Genomic DNA, 21,477 nt, shown 5'->3' with positions numbered 1-21,477 from the left:
CTTCTTCCTCCCCCCTTGTTGAAGACTTCCCATGTCCCTTGAGCTTCTCGCCGATCCGAATGTCTGGTTGACCCTGTTCACCTTGAGCGCGCTGGAAATCGTGCTCGGCATCGACAACCTGGTGTTCATCTCCATCGCCGTCAGCAAGCTGCCCGAAGAGCGCCGCCCGTTCGCGCGCCGCCTCGGCATCGCGGTGGCGTGCATCACCCGTATCGGCCTGCTGGTGTCGCTGGCGTACCTGGCGCACATGCAGGCGAACCTGTTCACCGTGGCCGGCATGGGCATCTCCATCCGCGACCTGGTGCTGATCGTCGGTGGCCTGTTCCTGATCATCAAGGGCTGGATGGAGATCAAGGAAATGATCTCCGGTGGCGAGGACGAGGATCCGACCACCACCAAGACCTCGGCCGTGTTTGGCTACGTGATCGCGCAGATCGCGATCATCGACATCGTGTTCTCGCTGGACTCGGTGATCACCGCCGTCGGCATCGCCGACCACGTGCCGGTGATGGTGGCTGCGATCCTGCTGTCGGTGGCGGTGATGCTGCTGGCCGCCAACCCGCTGGGCCGCTTCATCGACGCCAACCCGACCGTGAAGATGCTGGCCCTGGCCTTCATCCTGCTGATCGGTGCGGTGCTGATCCTGGACGGCCTGGACGTGCACGTGCCCAAGCCCTACATCTACGCCGCGATGGGCTTCTCGGTGCTGGTGGAGTGGCTGAACCTGCTGATGCGCCGCCGCGCACGCGAACACCACGTGCCGGGTGCCGGCGACTGGTAAGCATTACCCCGAACCCCCGGCCAGCGCCGGGGGTTCTGTTTTCCGGGCCCCGCTGCGCTCGCCGGGCATGGCCCGGCGCTACCCGGATGGCCGACCTGCCCGCCACTTGTGAATCGGGATCAACACTGTTTTCCCGCGCCGAGGCTTACTCTCGGGCGGCAAAGCGCGCAGGCTACGCGCTCATTTTCCACAGGGCCTGCCCCACGCAGGCAACCCCCATGAATTCCAGAGCCGCTTTGCTGGCACTCGCCGTCGGCGCCTTCGCCATTGGCACCACCGAGTTCACCCCGATGGGCCTGTTGCCGGTCATCGCCAGCGGGGTGGGGGTCAGCATCCCCACTGCCGGCATGCTGATCACCGCCTACGCGGTGGGCGTGATGCTGGGCGCGCCGGTGATGACCCTGCTGATGGGACGCTTCGGCAAGCGCACCGCGCTGATGCTGCTGATGTCGATCTTCGTGGTCGGCAACGTGCTGTCGGCGCTGGCCCCGAACTACGGCCTGCTGTTGCTGTCGCGGCTGGTGACCAGCCTCAATCACGGCGCGTTCTTCGGCATCGGCGCGGTGGTCGCCGCCAGTCTGGTGCCCAAGGAGAAGCAGGCGGCAGCAGTGGCAACGATGTTCATGGGCCTGACCATCGCCAACATCGGCGGCGTACCGCTGGCGACCTGGGTCGGCCAGCAGCTGGGGTGGCGCCTGGCCTTTGCCGGCACTGCCGTACTCGGCGTGGTGGCGATCACCGCGTTGGCGATGGCGCTGCCGCCGTCGGCCGCAGGTGCACGCCCGGATGTTCGACGTGAACTGAAATCGATCATGCAGCCGCAGGTGCTGCTGGCGATGGCGACCACGGTGCTGGGCGCAGGCGCGATGTTCACCCTCTACACCTACGTGGCGCCGGTGTTGACCGAGCTGACCGGCGCGTCGAATGCCTTCATCGCGTTGTCGCTGGCACTGATCGGTATTGGTTTCACCTTCGGTAACGGCATCGGTGGACGCATGGCCGACTGGTCGCTGGACGGCGCCACGCGCATTTTGCTGGCCATCCTGGCGGTGCTGATGTTCGTGCTGCCGCTGGCCTTCATGAGCCACGCGACCGCAGCGCTTGGCGTGTTGCTGTTCGGCGCGGCAACCTTCGCCATCGTGCCGCCGCTGCAGATCCGGGTGATGCAGGCCGCCAGCGAGGCGCCGGGATTGGCGTCGTCGATCAACGTCGGTGCGTTCAACCTGGGCAATGCACTTGGCGCGGCGCTGGGTGGTGCGGTGATCAGCCTGGGGCTGGGCTACGCCGCGATTCCGGTGGCCGGTGGCCTGCTGGCGGCGTCGGCGCTGCTGCTGGCGTGGCTGGGGCGCAGCCGCACTGCGGTGGCCGAAGCCTGCTGAGGGTGGAGGATGGGCCGCGTGCCCTCCGACGCAACGTCCAGAGCCAAACTGGCTCTGGACGACTTTGAGACCAATACGAGGTGGAACTTGATTCCTCAGCGTTTCTCGATCACGGCCTCTTCAGGTCCCCAGCTGTCGTCAGCGACGTCCTGCAATGACCCCGGTATTGTCCAGATGAGTACGCCTGATTCATTGTCGGCGAGACGATCTGCATGAATCCAGAGCTCGGTCCCGGCTCGATTGAATGCGAGGGATTTGATGGTGATTCCTTCTGGAATGGCAAGGCGTGAGGCGTGCTCGCCGGATTCCATGCGCCAGACATCGACGTATCGCCCTTGCGAATCTCCTGTGACCGTCATCGCGAGCAGCCTGCCATGAGCCGTGCGTGCCAGTGCGTAAGTGCCGGATCTTCGTGCCATCTCAAAGGCCGTTTTCCCGCTGGAAAGACGATGGACCCGGAAAAGGCTCTTCAGGTCGATTGGATCAATTGCTTCTGCGACGACCCAGTCACCAGCGGCGCTCCCGAACACCGCGCGCTCTTGGTTTGCCAGCGTTACAGGAAAGCTCTTGACTGCATCGCCTGACGCGGGCGAAACACCTACCAAGCCGCAGCTGGTAAACCAGAAAAGTCCGTCACCCAGGTCAGGTGCGGGCTCCTTGGAACAGGAGTGCAGGTTGCCGAATACGCGCCGGGTCAACGCGGATCTGTCTTTCCAAAGCCACTTCATCTCCACGGATTCTCCTGATCTTGTTTCCATGATTCGCTCAGGAAAGCGGGCCTCTGTTGCCATATGAGATTCCGAGTAGAGATAAGAGTTGCCCTTGACGTCGAGCTGCCATCCGGGAGCCAGGGTGCTCTGCATGCAACGATTGCTTTGGCTCGAACCCACCTCATTACCGCTGATCCGTACTGGACAGGAAGTGAGAACCTGTTGCGTCAGGCTTGGCCGGACCGCTGTCAGAGCCCATAGGCGTCCCTGTCGGTCGACCCTCGTCTCGATGATCGGCTGGGCTCCGCCAATCGGCCGAGCCACAACGCCCCCATCTTTCTTCGCGACGATGTAACCGTAAGAACTGGTGGTGGCTGCGGCGAGGAAGCCATCGGCGCCCTCGCGTCCTGGCGCGATATGGAACTGGTCATCGGACAGCGGACGAATCTGGCCGGCGTTGCTGCCGGGTTGAATTCCCTGGATGGGGTGCCACTGCAATGACATCTTCTCGCCGTCCATCGGCGGGCGCGCGGCGATGCGCCGTACCGGCGCCTCATCGATTGACTTGAATAGATGCGAGATGGCATCCAATGAAGCTTCGGGGCCGACTGGGAGGGTCGATACCAGCGTCTGCACCTCGGCTGAGAACTCCTGGCTGGCGTCGTTCTCTGTGACCAGTTGGGTTTCCCAGTGCGGGTAGGGGACAGCGGTTACCCCGGGAATGGACGCGAAGGCTTTCCATTTGACACGGCGCTCCCCCTGTCGCCTCTCTGCATACCAGAGCAGCGTCTGCGAAGGAGCGCCTGTCAGATCCGTCAGGTCGATCAAAACAACGTGCTTGTCGCCTGATCTGCGTTGTGCGGTGTCAATGTAGGAGCTGGAAAACGTCAGCCGCTTCACGGCCAGATCAGTGAACGCGGCGGCTGCGGAGTCGAGATCGGATGGAGACAGCTGTTCCACTTGGGCACGCCAGCGGGATTTTTCTTCCGGAGCGATGACGCCAGCCGCTGCCGCAGCATCAATCGCAGCAAGATTCTGCGCGAACGCGATTGCACTTTTCTCCGGATGGAAGTGCCCGTAGACCTTCACCCAATCCCGCTCCATGTCCCCCAGGATAGGTTGAGTGTCACCCCTCTGGTGAAATGATCTGGAAAAGTAACCTCGCGCGCGAAGCGCCGTGCTGACCTCCTGCGTGGACGCAGACACGATGTAGGCCTTGCCCGTGTAACTGTCACGCCCTACGTGAAGCACCATGTCCCGGGTCTGGGCATCGGCTGGCGTGGTGAGGACAGGCGCAGGCGTCGGAGCATCCCGTGTGGGATCCGGGGTCGGCCGGGCGCAAGCCGAAGGCATGATCAGAGCGATGACCGCTGCTTTTAAAAAATGATTCTGCATGATGAGGTCGATGTCCATTTCCCGGCCGATGGCCGCTGCATCTGGGGAGCTCGGGCGGTTCAAGTGCGAGATCCGTGCACTATCAGATGCGTAATTTGTGAGGGCCATGCAACAAGTACGAAATGAGCCCGTAACTGACCTGCCAGTGGGACCGTGCTGGCGGAAGGCGCAAGCCCAGAGCAGAGCGGCCCCCAGGCCCGGCGCTGGTGCGCTGACGCGGCCCAGGCAATGCGCCAGATCCTAGTCATCAGCGCCCTGCAGGCTTGGGCCAGTTGGCCCTGCCGGAGTTCTGTTCATCTCCACACGCCCGTTAACACCGACCATGGCATGCTCGACGCTCAGTCCACCCGGAGCCTTGGCCATGCGCCTGTTGACCCGCCTCATTCCCCTGTTGCTGCTGGCCTCCCTGCTGTCCGGCTGCGGCTACAACGCCATCCAGCAGAAGGACGAAGCGGTCAAGGCCAGCTGGTCCGAAGTGCTCAACCAGTACAAGCGCCGCGCCGACCTGGTGCCGAACCTGGTGCAGACCGTGAAGGGTTTCGCCAGCCAGGAAGAGCGCGTGCTGACCGAAGTCACCAATGCCCGCTCGCGCGTTGGCCAGATCAACGTCAACGCCGACGATGAAGCCTCGCTCAAGCAGTTCCAGCAGGCCCAGGGCGAACTCGGCAGCGCGCTGTCGCGCCTGCTGGTGGTCACCGAGAACTACCCGGTGCTCAAGTCCGACCAGAACTTCCGCGATCTGCAGGCGCAGCTGGAAGGTACCGAGAACCGCATCACCGTCGCCCGTGGCCGCTACATCCAGCAGGTGCAGGACTACAACACCTACATCCGCTCGTTCCCGCAGCTGATCACCGCGAAGATCTTCGGCTACCAGCCCAAGCCGAACTTCACCGTGGAAAACGAAGCGCAGATCTCCAACGCGCCGGCGGTTGATTTCGGCAACGCGCCGCAGCAGCAGCCCGCCCCGGCCCCGGGCCACTGACCGATGCGCTTGGCGACCACGCTGCTGGCCCTGTTGCTGTGGCTGCCGTTGGCCGTGCAGGCGCAGACGCTGGCGCCGATCCCGGCGCTGGATTCGCCGGTGGTCGATACCACCGGCACCCTGGATGCCGCTCAGAAGCAGGCGCTGGTGCAGCAGGCGCTGGACCTGCAGCAGCGCAAGGGCAGCCAGATGCAGGTGCTGGTGGTGCCGACCACGCAGCCGGAAGACATCGCCCAGTACACCACCCGCGTGTTCGACCAGTGGCAGATCGGCCGCAAGGGCGTGGATGACGGCGTGCTGCTGGTGGTGGCCAAGGACGATCGGCGGGTGCGCATCGAACCGGGTTATGGCCTGGAGGGCGCGATTCCCGATGCGATCGCCAACCGGGTGATCCAGGAGTACCTGGTGCCACGTTTCCGCGCCAATGACTATGCCGGTGGCATCACCGACGCCACGGCGATGCTGGTGAAGATCATCGACGGCGAACCGCTGCCGGCGCCGGTCAGCAGCCAGCAGGGGCGTGCGCCCGAGGGCGGCGGCGATACCTGGTTCCTGGCGCTGTTCATCGGCGTGTTCGCCGGCAGCATCCTGCGTGGCGTGTTCTCACGCGTACCGCGTCCGCTGCGCGGCCTGCTGGGGGGCGCCGGTGCGGCCGTTGCTGCCTTCCTGTTCACCTCCACGCTGCTGGCCAGTGGCCTGGCCGGCGTGGTTGGCCTGGTGGTGGCGATGCTGTCCGGCCATCCGGGGCGCTTCGCCGGCGGTGGCGGCTGGGGTGGAGGCAGTTGGGGCGGTGGCGGCTTCGGCGGCGGTGGCGGATTTGGCGGTGGCGGCGGCTGGGGTGGCGGCGGTGGCCGTTCCGGCGGCGGCGGCGCGTCGGGGGGCTGGTGATGATCCAACGTCTGTGCAGGCATCTGTTTTCGCCATCGGTACGCCGGGCGTTTCCGCCGGCCACGCTGCAGGCGATCACCGAGGCGATCGCCGCGGGCGAGCGGCGCCATGGCGGCCAGGTGATGTTCGCCGTCGAGGCCGATCTGCCGCTGCACGCGCTGTGGCACAAGGTCACCCCGCGGCAGGCGGCCGAGCATGCGTTCGCCCGCCTGCGCACCTGGGATACCGCGCACAACAACGGCGTGCTGATCTACCTGCTGCTGGCCGACCATGCCATCGAGATCGTCGCCGACCGCGGCCTGCAGGGGCGGGTCGCGCCCGAGCAATGGCAGCGGGTCTGTACCCACCTGCGCGAGGGCCTGCGCGGCTCCCAGCCGGTGGCGGCGCTGCGCGATGCCATCGATGAGGTTTCCACCCTGCTGGAAGGGCACTTTCCGGCGTCGGCGCGGTCCGATCAGGACGGCCTGCCGGACACGCCGCAGATCCTGGGCTGAAGCCTGGCAATCGCGTGACCGGGGCCGCCGCGAGGCCGCTCCCGGGCGGCGCTAGAATATCGGCATCCCTGCAAGGCGCCCTTCATGATCTATTTCCACGACATCGACCCCATCGCCCTTTCGTTGGGACCGATCAAGGTGCACTGGTACGGCATCATGTACCTGCTCGGCTTCACTGCCGCCTGGCTGCTGGGGCGCAAGCGCATCGCCGACAGGCGCCTGCCGGGGGTCGATGCCAACGGCTTCTCCGACCTGCTGTTCTACGCCATGCTCGGCGTGGTGCTGGGCGGGCGCATCGGCTACATGCTGTTCTATGCGCTGGGTGATTTCCTGCATAACCCGCTGCTGCTGTTCAAGGTGTGGGACGGCGGCATGAGCTTCCACGGTGGCCTGCTGGGTGTGATCGCCGCCTGCTGGTGGTGGTCGCGCAAGCACGCGCTGCACTTCTTCGACACCATGGATTTCATGGCGCCGCTGGTGCCGCTGGGCCTGGGCTTTGGCCGCATCGGCAACTTCATCGGCGCCGAGCTGTGGGGCAAGTACACCGACGGCAGCTGGGGCGTGGTGTTCCCGTCCGGCCTGCCGGCACCGCTGAACCAGCTCGACCACGCCACCCTGCAGTCGCAGTTCGCCAGCGGTGCGCTCAACCCGTTCGCCCGCCACCCGTCGCAGCTGTATGAAGCGCTGCTGGAAGGGCTGGTGATGTTCGTGGTGTTGTGGACGGTGTCGGCCAAGCCGCGCCATCGCTATCTCATCGGCGGCCTGTTCGCGCTGCTGTACGGCATCTTCCGCTTCGCCGTGGAGTTCGTGCGCATGCCCGACAACGGCGTCTATGTGGCCTTCGGCTGGCTGACCAAGGGCCAGATCCTGTGCGTGCCGCTGATCGCCTTCGGGCTGGTGCTGCTGGTGATGTCGCGCCGCGCGCCGGTGCTGCAGCCGCAGCCGCTGGTGGTGGCGGAGGGCAAGGCATGAAGGCCTACCTGGACCTGCTCTCGCACGTGCTTGAACACGGCGCGGAGAAGAGCGACCGCACCGGCACCGGCACCCGCAGCGTGTTCGGCTGGCAGATGCGCTTCAACCTCAACGACGGCTTTCCGCTGGTCACCACCAAGAAGCTGCACCTGCGCTCGATCATCCACGAGCTGCTGTGGTTCCTGAAGGGCGATACCAACATCGGTTACCTCAAGGACAACCAGGTGCGTATCTGGGACGAGTGGGCCGACGACAACGGTGACCTCGGCCCGGTGTACGGCAAGCAGTGGCGCAGCTGGGCCACGGCCGACGGCGGCAGCATCGACCAGATGCAGTGGCTGGTGGAGGAGATCAAGCGCAACCCGGATTCGCGGCGGCTGGTGGTCAGTGCCTGGAACGTGGGCGAGCTCTCGCAGATGGCGCTGATGCCGTGCCACAACCTGTTCCAGTTCTATGTGGTGGACGGCAAGCTCAGCTGCCAGCTGTACCAGCGCAGTGGCGACATCTTCCTCGGCGTACCGTTCAACATCGCCAGCTACGCACTGCTGACCCACATGGTGGCGCAGGCCACCGGCCTGGGCGTGGGCGATTTCGTGCACACGCTGGGCGATGCGCACCTGTATTCGAACCACTTCGAGCAGGCCCGCGAGCAGTTGTCGCGTGAACCGCGCGCGCTGCCGACGCTGTGGTTGAACCCGGGAGTGACCGATCTGTTCGGCTTCCAGTTCGATGACATCCGCATCGACGGCTACGATCCGCATCCGGCGATCAAGGCGCCGGTGGCGGTGTGAGTACGATGAAGCTGTCGATGGTGGTGGCGCTGGATCGCAATCGCGGCATCGGCCAGGGCAATGCCATGCCCTGGCACCTGCCGGACGACTTCAGGCACTTCAAGGCGCTGACCTTGGGCAAGCCGATCCTGATGGGACGCAGGACCGCCGAATCGATCGGCCGCGTGCTGCCGGGTCGGACCAACCTGGTGCTGACCCGCAGCGGCCAGGTGCCGTTCGAGGGCATGCGTGCGGTGGCCTCGCTGGACGAGGCGAAAGCGATTGCACAAGGCGAGGGCGCCAGCGAACTGTGCATCATCGGCGGTGGCGAGATCTTCCATCAGCTGCTGGACCAGGCCAGCGATCTGTACCTGACCTGGGTCGATGCCGAAGTGCCGGCCGACACCCACTTCCCCGAGGTGGACGCGCAGGACTGGCAGGAAGCGAGCAGCGAGCCGCACCCGGCTGACGAACGCCATGCCTACGCGTTCCGCTTCGTGCATTACGTGCGCCGCTGAGCGCGGAGTCCTGTAGAGCCGAGCCATGCTCGGCTGCTTTTGGCGGACACAAATCGCAGCCGAGCATGGCTCGGCTCTACAGCACCGCCTCACTCACGGCATCCGGTAGTGCCCGATGATCGCGTGCTGGAACAGCAGGTTTTCTTCCCGCGTGCCCCGCGCGATGTTGTGCAGCACCAGCGGCGTGCCGTCGGCCAGGCGCCGGTCGGAGACGATGCCCACGTGCAGCAGGCCGTTGCCGTTGAGCTTCCAGGCCACGATGTCGCCGGCAGCGAAGTCGTTGCCGCGGTCACTGATCGGCTGCTGCCAACCCTGGCGATCAAACCAGCGCATCAGGTTGGGCACGCGCCGATGGTCGATGTTCCGATCCGGTCGTGACAGCCCCCACAGCGCCGGATAGGCGCTGAAATCAGCGCGCATGTCTTCGTTCACGCGGACCTGCAGGTCCAGCCCTTGCGTACGCAGGGCGCGGACCACTACGTCGGTGCATACGCCGCGATCAGCGGGCACGTCGCCACCGGGGTAGGCCAGCACCTGATAGGCCGGGTCGTAGCGGGTGGTGACGCCGATCTGCGCGCGCGCGGCAGCGACCAACGGTGGAGAAGGTGTGGGAGCCGGTGCAGGGGCGGTGGCATTGTCGTCGCCGACGGTCGCTGGCGACGACGAGGGCTGGCAGCCGCTGGCCAGGGCCAGCGTCAGCAGCAGCACCGTCCATGGTGCGCGGTTGCCTGGCTTCATGCCGAAGGAGGCGCGCCGTTGTTGTTGCCGCCACCACCACCACCACCACCACGGCGGCGGCGGCGGCGCGGACCACGGTTGCCGGGGGCGCCAGCCGTTGCAGCGTTGCCGTTGCCCTGGCCACCGTCCTTGCCTTGCCCTGCGGTGCGCTCATGTGCGGGCCGCGCAGGCGGCCGTGCGTTGGCGACCGGTGCCGGCACGTCACGTCCCGGGACCTGCACCACACGCAGTTCATCGGTGTCGAGCTGGATCGCGGTGAGCTTGCCGCCCCACACGGCGCCGGTGTCGATCGCGTGGATGCCCTGGGTGATGGTCAGGCCCAGCGCAGACCAGTGGCCACAGACCACCTTCAGGTCGCGCTCGACCCGGCCCGGCACTTCGAACCAGGGATACAGCCCCTGTTCCTGGGTGCCCGGCGTGCCCTTGTCCTCGATGCCGATACGGCCGCGCGAGGTGCAGTAGCGCATGCGCGTGAGCACGTTGATGATTGCCCGCGAGCGCTCGTAGCCGGTCAGGTTCGGCGCCCAGCTGGGCTTGTCGCCGTACATGTTGCGGAACAGCTTGCGGTAGCCGGCGCCATGCAGCTGCACTTCCACTTCGGCCGCATGCTTCTCGGCCATCTGCGTGGTCCACTTCGGGGCCAGGCCGGCATGCACCATCATCCAGCCAAGCTCACGGTCCACGTGCACCAGCTTCTGCAGCCGCAGCCAGTCCAGCAGCACGTCACGGTCTTCGGCCTGGACGATACGCAGCAGGTCCGGGTTGACCTTGCGCTGTTCCTCTTCGGTGCGCGCACCGACGGCCAGCAGCGAAAGGTCGTGGTTGCCGAGCACCACCACGCTGTGTTCGCGCAGCGAATGCACCAGCCGCAGCGTTTCCAGCGACTGTCCGCCGCGGTTGACCAGGTCGCCGCAGAACCACAGGGTGTCCTGCGCCGGATCGAAGCGGATCTTTTCCAGCAGGCGCTGGGTTACGTCATAGCAGCCTTGCAGGTCGCCGATCGCCCATACACTCATCGTTCGGCCTCCGTGTCAGTGCAGGGTGCGCGGGATGGCCAGCACGAAGGGTGCGACCGGCGCGGCGAATTCGGTGCCATCGTCGGCCACCATGTCGTAATGGCCCTGCATCGTGCCGTGCTCGGTGCCGAGCATGACACCTGAGGTGTAATGGAAGTCTTCACCCGGACGCAGGCGCGGCTGTTCGCCGATCACGCCATCGCCATCGACATGCTCGACGCGGCCGTTGGCATCGGTGATGCGCCAATGGCGTGCGACCAGGCGGGCGGCAACGCGGCCCTGGTTGTGGATGCGGATCGTATAGGCGAACGCATAGCGACCGTCTTCCGGTGCGGATTGGTCGTCGAGGAAGCGCGGGGCGACTTCGACGGAGATGGCATAAACGTCAGCGTCTTCCATACCGGCAGTGTAATCAGGTGGCATTGGCCAAAGCGATGAATTCAGCCACGTCCAGCTGTTCGGCGCGGGCGTCGGGACGCACGCCGGCGGCCACGAACTGCTCGGCGCTGACCACGTTGTTCAGGGCATTGCGCAGGGTCTTGCGGCGTTGGCCGAAGGCGGCCCTGACCACGTCGGCGAAGCGCTTGTGGTTCTTGATGTTGATCGTGGCCGGATCGCGCGGTATCAGCCGCACCACGGCCGAGTCGACCTTCGGCGGCGGCCTGAACGCACCCGGCGGCACCACGAACAGCGAGGTCACCTCGCAGTAGGCCTGCAGCATCACGCTGAGGCGGCCGAACACCTTGCTGCCGGGACCGGCGGCCATGCGATCGACCACTTCCTTCTGCAGCATGAAGTGCATGTCGGAAATCACCGCAGCGTGTTCCAGCGCGTGGAACAGGATCGGCGAGGAGATGTTGTAGGGCAGGTTGCCGACCAGGCGGATCGGCTGCCCATCGGCCAGCTCGGTGAAGTCCACCCGCAGCACGTCGCGGTTGACGATGGTCAGCTCGCCCAGCGGTTCGGCGGCGGCGGTCAACGGCGCGATCAGGTCGCGGTCGAACTCGATCACCGTCATCTTCGGGTGCACGCGCAGCAGCGGCAGGGTGATCGCACCCTGGCCCGGGCCGATCTCGACCAGGCGGTCGCCGTCGCTGGGATTGACCGCCATCACGATCTTGTCGATGTAGTAGCGGTCGGCAAGGAAGTGCTGGCCGAGCTGCTTCTTGGCCGGGGCGGAAAACACCGGGCCGGAGGGGGAATGCGGGGAAGTCATGTGCTCAGTGTACGTTGCCGTGCCAGCCGCGCACACAGCGTTGTGGCGGCCTGCAGGCTGGAAGGATCGGCAATGCCGCGGCCGGCAAGATCCAGCGCGGTGCCGTGGTCGACCGCCACGCGCGGGTAGGGCAGGCCCAGGGTCAGGTTCACCGCCTGCTCGAAGCCGGAGTACTTCAGCACCGGCAGGCCCTGGTCGTGGTACATCGCCAGCACGGTGTCGAAGCCGGCCAGCTTGGCCGGCAGGAACGCGGTATCGGCCGGCAGCGGACCGATCAGGTCCATGCCCTCGCTGCGCAGGCGCTGCAGCAGCGGGATGACCAGATCCAGTTCCTCGCGACCGAGGTGGCCGTCTTCGCCTGCGTGCGGGTTCAGGCCCAGCACGGCGATGCGCGGTGCGGCCAGGCCGAACTCGCGGCGCAGCGCGGCATGCACGGTGCGCAGGGTATGTTCCAGACCGGGCGCGGTGATCGCATCGGCGACCTCGCGCAGCGGCAGGTGGGTGGTGGCCAGGGCCACGCGGACGATGTCGTTGGCCAGCATCATCACCACCTTCACTCCGGCCTGGTCGGCCAGCAGTTCCGTGGTGCCGCTGTAGGCGATGCCGCCCTGGTTGATCACCGCCTTGTGCACCGGGCCGGTCACCACGCCGTGCAGTTCACCGGACAGGCAGGCCTGGCCGGCACCCAGCAGGGCGCCGATCACCGCGCCTGCGTTGGCAGGGTCGGCATGGCCGAAACGGCTGGGGGCGCTGTTGGCGACGGCGCGCAGGCGCAGGTCGCCGGGGACGCGGGCATGCGCGTCCTCGGGCAGCAGTTGCAGGGGCAGGTTCAGCGCGGCAGCGGCCGCGCGCAGGGTGTCCGGATCGGCGAATGCCAGCAGCCGGCAATCATCGCGCGGCTGCTGGACCAGTCGAACACACAGCTCCGGGCCGATCCCGGCGGGCTCGCCCGGTACCAGAGCGAGCTCGGGGAGCATGGCTCAGGACTGCGGCGGCGTGGCGGTATTTTCCGCCCGGTCACCGCTGCGGAAGCTGACGTAGGCTTCGCCACGCAGTTCCTGCAGGAAGCGGTTGTATTCGTCTTCCAGCTTGCGGCGGCCGATGGTCTCGCGGACCTGGGCGCGCTGGTTGTCGCTGCCGACGTCGGTCTGGCGGGTGCCTACGCGCTGCACGATGTGCCAGCCCGCATCGGTGCGGAACGGCTGGCTGACGCCGCCGTCCTGGATGCCTGCCACCTGCTGGCCGAAGGCCGGGCCGAACGCATCGGCCGGGAACCAGCCCAGATCGCCGCCCTGGCCCTTGCTGTTGGTGTCCTCGGACGATTCCTTGGCCACCTGCTGGAAGTCGGCACCGCCGGCAATGCGGGCGCGCAGGGTGTCGATCTTGGCCTTGGCGGCCGCGTCGGACTGGGCATCGTCCACGCGCACCAGGATATGGCGGCCGTGGTACTCGGTGACGGTGTGGGTGCCTGCCGCCGCGCTGGCGTCACGCACTTCCACCAGCTTCAGCAGCTGGAAGCCGCTCGGGCCGCGGATCGGACCGACCACTTCGCCGGGCTTCATCTGCTGCATCGTCTGTGCGAACGCCGCCGGGATTTCATCCAGGGTGCGCCAGCCGAGGTCGCCGCCTTCCAGTGCATTGGGGCTGTCGGAATAACGCACGGCCGCCGCATTGAAGTCCAGTTCGCCCTTGTCCAGCAATGCCTTCACGCCGTCGGCCTTCTTCTGGCCGGTGGCGATCTGCTCGGCGCTGGCGCCATCGGGCAGGGCGACCAGGATGTGTGCCAGGTGGAACTGGTTGCCGGCGTCGGCCTGCTGCTTCAGGGCCGCATCGACCTCGCCTTCGCTGACGCTGATGCGGCTCTGCGCAAAGCTCTGGCGCAGGCGCTGCACGGTGATCTCGTCACGCACCGAGGCGCGGAAATCGTTGAAGTCGATGCCGTCATGGGCCAGGCGCTGACGCAGGGCATCCAGGGTCGAACCATTCTGCTGGGCGATGGCGTTCATCGCTTGGGTCAGTTCCTGGTCGCTGACGCGGATGCCGCTGCCCTGGGCGCGGGCCACCTGCAGCTTGACCAGCACCAGGCGCTCCAGCACCTGGCGGCTGAGCACATCATCCGGGGGCAGCTGGGCCTCGCGGCCGGCGTACTGCGCCTTGATGTTGGCGATCGCACGCTGGAGCTCGCTCTGCAGGATCACGTCCTCATCGACGACAGCAGCGATGCGGTCCAACGGCTGGGCCTCCTGCGCAATGACCTGCAGGGGGGCGGACACGCTGGACACCGCCAGAAGCGATGCGAGGAGAACGGGGAAGCTCTTGGTCATGGGATCTGATTCGGATCGTAGTCATCGCGGGCCGCTCCGGTGTTGCTGGGCGGCACGAGATAGAGGTCGTCGCGGTTGTAGCCGAGGATAGCACGGCGCAAAGTGCGGTCCGTGTCCTGGCCGAGGGAGCTCAAGCCCTTGAGCACGAACTCGAGCTGGATGGAGTTGTTCATTTCGCCTTCGCGGTTGCGTACGTAGCGGCGGGCCACGGCGCGCACGGCCAGGCAGCAGCTGTCCCACTGTACGCCACCGATGATTTCCAGCGGTTCCTTGTCCTGCAACGAATAGTAATAGCGGCCCACCAGGCTCCAGCGCTCGTTCAGCGGGTACAGGAACGACAGGTCGGCCTGTTCCAGCAGGGTGCGGTCGTGCTTGTTGGCGGTGGCCGGGGCACCGGAATTGATGCGGTAACGGTAGGTCAGGTTGACCACGCCGTCGTTGGACATCAGGTAGCGGGCGCGCACGCTGGCCAGATCCTCGCGCTTGTACTTGGGATCCCACTGATAGGTGGCACCCAGCGTCCAGCGGTCGTTGATCATGTAGTTGCCGTCGGCGATCCACGCCGACTTGCCCTTTTCCACCGGTGCGCCACCGGGGACCACCGTCACCCGCGATTCGTCGAAGTACTGGATCTGGCCGATCGAGGCCGAGAAGCGTTCCTTGCCGGTGGTCTGGTCGATGAAGCGGGTGCCCAGCGCCAGGGTCAGCTGGTTGGCGTCGTTCTGGCGATCTGCGCCGGTATAGCGAGAATCGCGGAACAGCTGGCCCCAGCTGAAGGTGAAGTCGCGGGTATCGAAGATCGGCAGCTCGTCCTGGTTGCGGTAGGGCGTGCGCAGGTAGAACAGGCGCGGCTCCAGGGTCTGCAGGAACGACTTGCCGCCGAGGGTGGTCTCGCGGTCGAAGAACAGGCCGGCATCCAGGCTGGCGATCGGCAGGCTGCGGCTGGGCGAGGTATTGCCGCGCAGCTGTTCGGGGGTGGCGGTGTTCGGGTCGATGCCCTGCGAGCGCAGAATCTGCCCGCGGATGCCGTTCACGCCATCAACCAGGCCACGGTCCAACTGGTAGGCGGTATAGCGGTAAGCCAGCGTAGGCGTGACATACCACGCCGCGCCGCTGATCGGGAACGACACGTACGGCTTCACGTCCAGTCGCGAGCCGCCGCTGACACCGATGCCGTCGGTCTGCCGGCTGCCGTTGCGGGTGTACTGCAGGTCGGGTCCCGCATCGGCGCCGTACTTGAAGTTGATGTCGTCGTGGGTGAAGCGCACGGCCTCGGCGTAGACACCGGTCTCCAGCCACGGCAGCAGCGGCTTGTCCCAGTTGAAATACAGGCGCGGCTGGCGGTTGTAGGCCAACGCACTTTCGTTGAGGGTGTAGTCGGTCAGCTGCCAGCGGTCGGCCATGATGCCGGCCGTCCAGTTCTTGCCGGTGCCGTACAGACCGACGGTGCTCTGCAGGTTCGAGGCGGTGACGCCCACCAGGCGGTTGGCGAAGTCTTCCACGTAACGCTCGTCGCTGACCCAGGCCAGGTTGGCGCGGGCCTGCCAGTGGTCGTCGAGGTTGTGGTAGCCGCCGAACATCACCCGGCCGCGGTCGCGGTCGCGCAGCTTGTCGTTGGGCATGAACGCGGTCAGCAGTTCGCCGCGGCCGCCTTCATAGAGGTAGCGGAACTCGTTGTCGAGCATCAGGCCGCGCCGGCTCATGTAGCGCGGGGTCAACGTGTCGTCGTAGTTCGGCGCCAGGTTGAAGTAGATCGGCTGTGCGTAATCGAAACCGTTGCGCCCGGACATGCCCAGCTGCGGGAACAGCAGGCCGGTCTTGCGCCGGTCATCGATCGGGAACTTGAAGTAGGGTGCCCACAGCACAGGCACCTTGCCGATCCGCAGCACCGCGTTGCGGGCGGTGCCGAAGCCTTCATCGTTGTCGACTTCGATTTCCGGGGCGGTCAGCTTCCACACCGGCTGCGACGGGTCGCAGGTGGTGTAGGTGGAGCGGTGCATCTGCCCGACCGCGCCCTGCAGGTCGACCGATTCGGCTTCGCCGTTACCGCGGCGGGACACCAGCTGGTACTGGATGTCGGTGATCTTGTGGGTGTCGCTTTCCTGGTTGCCCTCGGCGCGCTTGGCGACCATCCGGATCGAGGCATCCTGATAGCGGACATTACCGTCGGCGACGTAGTTGCCGCTTTCGGTATCGAAACTGAGTTTGTCGGTACCGACGAACTGGTCGCCCCGGCGCAGCGCCACATTGCCCTGGTACTGCGGCACGGTGGTGGTGCCCAGCAGCTGGTCGCCCTCGATGTCGGTGGGCTGCTGTTCGCGCGCAGCGCTGGCGGCAGCCTTGTCCTGGCCGGGCACCGGCGTCGGCGCGTCGGTGAACGCAGGGATCACGTCGGTGGCCGGGCAAAGGCCCCAGTTGAGCGGCTTGTCATCAGCCCATGCCGGAAGGCAGACGGCGATGCTCAGGGGCAGGGGAAGCAGGCGGAGGGCTCGGCGCACGCGGTTCGGATTCGGGCGAAAACGGACGGTAGCTTGCCCCATCCCTTGCATAGGGGCAATGAAGGCCTCCCCGGATTGCCGGTTCGGGTTCATCCAGGCCCGTTGCCGGAAGGCGTCGCCATCAGTGCCTGCAGGTGGGCCACGCTGCACTCGGCCAGGGCCTGCAGGTCGTATCCACCCTCCAGCATCGACACCACCCGGCCAGCGGCATGGCGGCGTGCCAGCGCGTGCAGTTCGCGGGTGATCCAGGCGAAATCGTCGGTTTCCAGCATCAGGTCGGCCTGCGGATCGCGCAGGTGGGCATCGAAGCCGGCCGAGATCAGCAGCAGCTGGGGGCGGAAGTCGTCGATCGCCGGCAGCATCTCGTCGGCCCAGACATTGCGGAAACGGAAGCCACCACTGCCCGGTGGCAGCAGGATGTTCATCAGGTTGCCGGCACCGCGGTCACGGCGCAGGCCGGACTCGGGGAACAGCCCTGCCTGATGGGTGCTGTAGTAGGACACCCGGGCGTCGTGCTGGAAGATGTCCTGGGTGCCGTTGCCGTGGTGGACATCGAAGTCGACCACCGCGATCCGCTCCAGACCGTGCCGGTCGCGGGCGTAGGCGGCGGCAATGGCGATGTTGTTGAGCAGGCAGAAGCCCATCGCGGTACTGCTGGTGGCATGGTGGCCGGGCGGGCGTACCGCGCAGAAGGCCAGGGGATCCTCACCCAGCATCACCGCATCGACGGCCGCGACCCCTGCGCCGGCGGCATGCACCGCGGCGCTGGCCGAGCCTGGCGAGGTCCAGGTATCCATGTCCAGCTGGCGCAGCGGCGCGGTCTGCGGTTGCAGCACCAGATCCAGCAGCGCGCTGTCGTGGACACAGGTCAGTTCACCGAACTTGGCCGGCGGTGCTTCGCGCCAGTCCAGTTGGCCGGGGAAGGCCTCGTGCAGTGCGTCGAGCACCACCTGCAGGCGTTGCGGGCATTCAGGATGGCCTGGGCCGGGATCGTGCAGCAGGCAGGCGGGATGGGTGAAGGCCAGCATGGCGGCTCAGCGCTGGCGATGCTGTGGCTGCCACAGCGCTTCGCCGTGGCCATCGGCCCGTGCCAGCACCCGCGCCAGCACGAACAGCAGGTCCGACAGCCGGTTGAGGTACTGCAGCGCTTCGCTGCGCACCGGTTCAACGCGGGCCAGGGCCACCGTGTCGCGCTCGGCGCGGCGGACCACGGTGCGCGCAAGGTGGCAGCGCGCAGCGGCCTCGCCACCGGCCGGCAGGATGAACTCCTTCAGCATCGGCAGGTCGGCGTTGTAGTGGTCCAGCTGCTGTTCCAGCGCCGATACGTCGGCGGCGTGGATCGCGGCATGGCCGGGAACGCACAGTTCGGCGCCCAGATCGAACAGCTGGTGCTGCAGGTGCACGACCAGCGCGCGGACGTCCTCCGGCAGCGGCACGGCCAGCAACAGGCCGAGCGTGGCATTGGCTTCGTCGACGGTGCCATAGGAGGCAACACGCAGATCGTCCTTGCCGACCCGGCTGCCGTCACCCAGGCCGGTGCTGCCGTCGTCGCCGGTGCGGGTGTAGATGCGCGAGAGGCGATGACCCATGGCGCGGCTCAGTGATGGATGTCGCGGCGGGCCTGCAGGAGCTTGAGCACCTGCTCCACGGCCAGCTGCAGTGCGGCGGCCAGGGCCACGTAGATCGCGGTGGTGCGCAGGTAGGGGCCGAACCACTGCGCGTAGTTCTGCGCCCAACCGGCCACGGTCGGCTCGGCCACGTTCTGGCTGGTCCAGTAGAAACCGCCCTGCGCCAGCAGATGGCACAGCGCCACCGACGCCACCAGCAGCAACGCACCCTTGCCCAGCACCGACCACTGCGCGCTGCGGTAGTTGCGGCCCAGCAGCATGCCGCCGGCCCACATGGCGAAGTAGGCCGGCAACAGCAGCCAGTAGCCCGGCGACACGCAGTAGTGCTGCCAGAAATCGAGGCCGCTGCTGCGGATCACGATCCAGTCGACCAGCACCGCGAACACCATCAGCAGCGGGAACGCCCAGCGGGTCCAGCGGGCGAGGTAGAAGCCGCCGATGAAGAACACGGCCCAGGACGCGTCCGGGATTGCCGCGAAGTGATTGACGCGGGTCGCCGCCAGCAACAGCACGAGCACTGACAGGACGAAGGCGCGGGGTGCGGAGTCGGACATGGCGGTGGGGCCGGAGCGGATTCAGGTTTCATTCTAGCCCGGCGCGGCGCTTGGCGCAGGCCGGCCCCCTGCCGGGCATGCCGGCACGGCGAGCGCGTATCATGCGCCCATGAGTGAACGACATGACGTGCTGATCGTCGGTGGCGGTCTGGTGGGTGCCAGCCTGGCCATCGCCCTGGACCGCCTGGGCCGCGACGTGGGCCTGCTCGAAGCCAGTCCGGCCGGCGAGCTGCCCGCGGTGTTCGACCAGCGCAACCTCAGTTTTGCTGCCGCCACGATCAACGCGCTGACCGCGCTGGGGGTCATGCAGAAGCTGTCGATGGCGCCCGGCCCGATCCGCCGCATCCATGTCAGCCGCGCCGGTGATTTTGGCCGCGTGCAGCTCGATGCTGCCGATTACGACAGGCCGTGGTTCGGCCAGGTGGTGGTCGCGCGTGATTTCGGCCAGGCACTGGAAAGCCGGCTGCAGGAGCTGCCACGGCTGCGCCGCTACCGGCCGATGCGTTTCCTTGGCCTGGGCGAGGTGATTGACGGCTACCGTCAGGTGCGGGTGGCCGACGACAGCGGCGAGCGCATGCTGTTGGCGCGGCTGGTGGTCGGTGCCGACGGCACCAGCAGCGGCGTACGCGATGCGTTGGGCATCGAGGTCGATCGCCACGATTTCCAGCAGACGCTGTTCGTGGCCCGCGTGCGCAGCCAGCGTGCCCCCGATGGCACTGCGTGGGAGCGCTTCACCGATACCGGGCCGACGGCGCTGCTGCCGCGTGGCGACCGCCATTTCGGCACCGTGCACGGCGTTGCCCGTGATCAGGCCGAAGCGGTGATGGCGCTGGACGACAGCGCGTGGCTGCAGCGCCTGCAGCAGGCCATCGGCTGGCGTGCGGGTCGCCTGCTCGACTCTGGTCCGCGCAGCGCCTATCCGCTGATCCAGGTACTGGCGCGCGCGCTGGTGGGGGAGCGCACGGTGCTGCTTGGCAACGCCGCGCAGACCATCCACCCGCTGGGTGCGCAGGGCTTCAACCTCGGCCTGCGCGATGCCTTGACGCTGGCCGAGCTGCTGGAAGTGGAGGGCGACGCTGGCAGCGACGCACTGCTGCGATCCTATGTGGCCCGCCGCGAAGAAGATCGGCGGCAGACGGTGGCGTTTTCCGGCGGTCTTGCCCGGCTGACCAGCAATCCGGCGCCGCTGCTGCGCCCCCTGCGCAGCCTGGGCCTGGTCGCCGCACAGCGCGCCTCGGTGCAGTCGATGCTGGTTGGCGGTGCAATGGGCTTCCGTGGCGACGTGCCGCGCCTGTGCCGTGGAGAAGCCGCATGAACCGGCGCGCACGCCTGGACGTGGTCATTGTGGGCGGCGGCGTGGTCGGCGCTGCCTGCGCGCTGGCCCTGGCCGATGCTGGTCTTGCCGTGGCGCTGGTGGAAGGACGCGAGCCTGCACCGTGGCAGGCCGCACAGCCGGATCTGCGGGTGTTCGCCTTCGCCGCCGACAACGTGCAGTTGCTGCAGCGACTCGGCGTGTGGCCGACGATCGCGCAGGCGCGGGCCTGGCCGTACCGGCGCATGCAGGTTTGGGACGCAGCCGGTGGCGACGACCTGCTGTTCGACGCGGACCGCTTCGGCCGTCGCGAACTGGGTTTCATCGTCGAGAACGGCTTGCTGCAGGATCGTCTGTGGGCGGCGCTGCCGGCCGCCGGCGTGGAGCTGCATTGCCCGGCGCGCGTGGAAGCGCTTGAGCAGGACGAGCACGGTGTGCGCCTGCGCCTGGATGATGGCCGTCGCATCGAAGCCGCGCTGGCCGTGGCCGCCGACGGTGCGGAATCGACCCTGCGCGGACTGGCCGGGATCGAGGTCGAGCGCCACGACTACCAGCAGCGCGGTGTCGTCGCCTATGTGGACAGCGAGCTGCCCAACCAGGCGACGGCCTGGCAGCGTTTCCTGCCGACCGGTCCGCTGGCGTTGCTGCCGGTGGCCGAGCGCCGCAGCTCCATCGTCTGGACGTTGCCCGACGACGAGGCGGCACGCGTACTGGCGCTGGACGACGACGCATTCAATCGTGAACTGACCCGTGCCTTCGCCGCACGCCTGGGTGAGCTGCGGCTGGCCTCGCCGCGCGCGGCGTTTCCGCTGCGCCGGCAGTTGGCCCGCCACTACGTGGCCGGTCGCGTGCTGGCGCTGGGCGATGCCGCCCACGTGGTGCATCCGCTGGCCGGGCAGGGCGTCAACCTCGGCCTGCGCGACGTCGCCGCCCTGCAGCACTGGCTGGCGCCGTCCGCCGAACGTCGTGGGCAACCCCGGTTGTCGCCGCAGCGTCTGCAGCGCTGGGCACGTGAGCGTCGCAGCGACAACCAGATCGCCGCGTACAGCTTCGACGCGATCAACCGGCTGTTCTCCAACGACGAGATGCACCTGACCCTGGCGCGTGGCCGCGCGCTGGGCTGTGCGGGCAAGTGGCCGCCGCTGGTGCAGGCGTTCTGGAAGCGCGCCGCAGGGGTGTGACCGACGGCGCATCGCGAGTAGACGCCAACGTTGGTTGGCGCGCGTGCGCCGGATCATTCGCCGGTAGCACGCAGCACGGTTCATGGATTCCGCCGGGCATGGCCCGGCGCTACGGCCGTCG

Annotated in this window: 21 protein-coding genes; 10 read left to right on the top strand and 11 right to left on the bottom strand. The window is 67.1% G+C overall.

Features of this window, described 5'->3' with window-relative positions:
* Positions 1-31 precede the first annotated feature (31 nt).
* Both CR919_RS12365 and CR919_RS12360 read left to right on the top strand, forming a co-directional pair.
* On the top strand, positions 32-781 hold the full coding sequence (locus CR919_RS12365) for a TerC family protein (RefSeq protein WP_099820261.1): 750 nt from the start codon (positions 32-34) through the stop codon (positions 779-781).
* A 218-nt stretch (positions 782-999) separates the two neighbouring features.
* A complete protein-coding gene (locus tag CR919_RS12360; RefSeq protein ID WP_099820260.1) occupies positions 1,000-2,160 on the top strand; it encodes an MFS transporter in 1,161 nt (386 codons plus the stop codon).
* Positions 2,161-2,255: 95 nt separating this feature from the next.
* Here the strand turns inward: CR919_RS12360 and CR919_RS12355 are convergent, their stop codons facing one another.
* The gene (locus CR919_RS12355) at positions 2,256-4,328 is read right to left on the bottom strand and encodes a hypothetical protein (RefSeq protein ID WP_133119610.1); all 2,073 of its coding nucleotides are present in this window, start codon (positions 4,326-4,328) and stop codon (positions 2,256-2,258) included.
* A gap of 298 nt (positions 4,329-4,626) precedes the next feature.
* Here CR919_RS12355 and CR919_RS12350 point away from each other — a divergent pair, with 298 nt between their 5' ends.
* The 6 genes from CR919_RS12350 (at position 4,627) to CR919_RS12325 (ending at position 8,889) form a co-directional block, all read left to right on the top strand.
* The gene (locus tag CR919_RS12350) at positions 4,627-5,247 is read left to right on the top strand and encodes a LemA family protein (RefSeq protein ID WP_025877902.1); all 621 of its coding nucleotides are present in this window, start codon (positions 4,627-4,629) and stop codon (positions 5,245-5,247) included.
* Between the two features lie 3 nt (positions 5,248-5,250).
* The gene (locus CR919_RS12345; protein WP_099820258.1) at positions 5,251-6,135 is read left to right on the top strand and encodes a TPM domain-containing protein; all 885 of its coding nucleotides are present in this window, start codon (positions 5,251-5,253) and stop codon (positions 6,133-6,135) included.
* Positions 6,135-6,629, top strand: a complete 495-nt coding sequence (locus tag CR919_RS12340; protein WP_099820257.1) for a TPM domain-containing protein — start codon at positions 6,135-6,137, stop codon at positions 6,627-6,629. Before CR919_RS12345 ends, CR919_RS12340 begins: the two co-directional genes overlap by 1 nt.
* Before the next feature lie 84 nt (positions 6,630-6,713).
* Positions 6,714-7,601, top strand: a complete 888-nt coding sequence (lgt, locus tag CR919_RS12335) for a prolipoprotein diacylglyceryl transferase (protein WP_099820256.1) — start codon at positions 6,714-6,716, stop codon at positions 7,599-7,601.
* Complete coding sequence (locus CR919_RS12330) at positions 7,598-8,392, top strand: thymidylate synthase (RefSeq protein ID WP_099820255.1); 795 nt, start codon at positions 7,598-7,600, stop codon at positions 8,390-8,392. The genes lgt and CR919_RS12330 overlap by 4 nt, the downstream gene beginning before the upstream one ends.
* A 5-nt stretch (positions 8,393-8,397) precedes the next feature.
* Positions 8,398-8,889, top strand: a complete 492-nt coding sequence (locus CR919_RS12325) for a dihydrofolate reductase (protein WP_099820254.1) — start codon at positions 8,398-8,400, stop codon at positions 8,887-8,889.
* Positions 8,890-8,982: 93 nt separating this feature from the next.
* Here the strand turns inward: CR919_RS12325 and CR919_RS12320 are convergent, their stop codons facing one another.
* From CR919_RS12320 to CR919_RS12275, 10 genes are all read right to left on the bottom strand, one after another.
* Complete coding sequence (locus CR919_RS12320; RefSeq protein WP_099820253.1) at positions 8,983-9,627, bottom strand: DUF1287 domain-containing protein; 645 nt, start codon at positions 9,625-9,627, stop codon at positions 8,983-8,985.
* Complete coding sequence (locus CR919_RS12315) at positions 9,624-10,643, bottom strand: symmetrical bis(5'-nucleosyl)-tetraphosphatase (protein WP_099820252.1); 1,020 nt, start codon at positions 10,641-10,643, stop codon at positions 9,624-9,626. Before CR919_RS12315 ends, CR919_RS12320 begins: the two co-directional genes overlap by 4 nt.
* Positions 10,644-10,658: 15 nt before the next feature.
* Positions 10,659-11,042: a Co2+/Mg2+ efflux protein ApaG gene (gene apaG / locus CR919_RS12310; protein WP_025877914.1), complete on the bottom strand. Its 384-nt coding sequence runs from the start codon at positions 11,040-11,042 to the stop codon at positions 10,659-10,661.
* A 13-nt stretch (positions 11,043-11,055) separates the two neighbouring features.
* Positions 11,056-11,859, bottom strand: coding sequence for a 16S rRNA (adenine(1518)-N(6)/adenine(1519)-N(6))-dimethyltransferase RsmA (gene rsmA / locus CR919_RS12305; RefSeq protein WP_099820251.1), 804 nt, complete (start codon positions 11,857-11,859; stop codon positions 11,056-11,058).
* Positions 11,856-12,836 carry a 4-hydroxythreonine-4-phosphate dehydrogenase PdxA gene (pdxA, locus tag CR919_RS12300; RefSeq protein ID WP_099820250.1) on the bottom strand — a complete coding sequence of 327 codons (981 nt, stop codon included), beginning with the start codon at positions 12,834-12,836 and terminating at the stop codon, positions 11,856-11,858. Before pdxA ends, rsmA begins: the two co-directional genes overlap by 4 nt.
* Before the next feature lie 3 nt (positions 12,837-12,839).
* Positions 12,840-14,183 (bottom strand): peptidylprolyl isomerase, encoded by a 1,344-nt coding sequence (locus tag CR919_RS12295; protein WP_099820249.1) that lies wholly within the window; start codon positions 14,181-14,183, stop codon positions 12,840-12,842.
* On the bottom strand, positions 14,180-16,681 hold the full coding sequence (lptD, locus tag CR919_RS12290) for an LPS-assembly protein LptD (RefSeq protein WP_243380116.1): 2,502 nt from the start codon (positions 16,679-16,681) through the stop codon (positions 14,180-14,182). Before lptD ends, CR919_RS12295 begins: the two co-directional genes overlap by 4 nt.
* A gap of 89 nt (positions 16,682-16,770) precedes the next feature.
* Positions 16,771-17,709, bottom strand: a complete 939-nt coding sequence (locus CR919_RS12285; protein ID WP_099820247.1) for a histone deacetylase family protein — start codon at positions 17,707-17,709, stop codon at positions 16,771-16,773.
* Positions 17,710-17,715: 6 nt separating this feature from the next.
* A complete protein-coding gene (locus CR919_RS12280; RefSeq protein WP_089238883.1) occupies positions 17,716-18,270 on the bottom strand; it encodes a cob(I)yrinic acid a,c-diamide adenosyltransferase in 555 nt (184 codons plus the stop codon).
* An 8-nt stretch (positions 18,271-18,278) separates the two neighbouring features.
* A complete protein-coding gene (locus CR919_RS12275) occupies positions 18,279-18,863 on the bottom strand; it encodes a hypothetical protein (protein ID WP_025877927.1) in 585 nt (194 codons plus the stop codon).
* Between the two features lie 109 nt (positions 18,864-18,972).
* On the opposite strand from CR919_RS12275, the gene ubiH reads away from it, so the two are divergent.
* Together ubiH and CR919_RS12265 are read left to right on the top strand one after the other, a co-directional pair.
* Positions 18,973-20,178, top strand: coding sequence for a 2-octaprenyl-6-methoxyphenyl hydroxylase (ubiH, locus tag CR919_RS12270; protein WP_099820246.1), 1,206 nt, complete (start codon positions 18,973-18,975; stop codon positions 20,176-20,178).
* A complete protein-coding gene (locus CR919_RS12265) occupies positions 20,175-21,356 on the top strand; it encodes a UbiH/UbiF family hydroxylase (RefSeq protein WP_099820245.1) in 1,182 nt (393 codons plus the stop codon). Before ubiH ends, CR919_RS12265 begins: the two co-directional genes overlap by 4 nt.
* Positions 21,357-21,477 lie beyond the last annotated feature (121 nt).

The organism is Stenotrophomonas sp. LMG 10879, assembly GCF_002750935.1.
In the GTDB taxonomy this organism is placed as follows: Bacteria; Pseudomonadota; Gammaproteobacteria; order Xanthomonadales; family Xanthomonadaceae; genus Stenotrophomonas; species Stenotrophomonas lactitubi_B.
The sequence above is the reverse complement of the archived record's forward strand: the minus strand, read 5'-3'. Positions and strand labels throughout refer to the sequence as shown.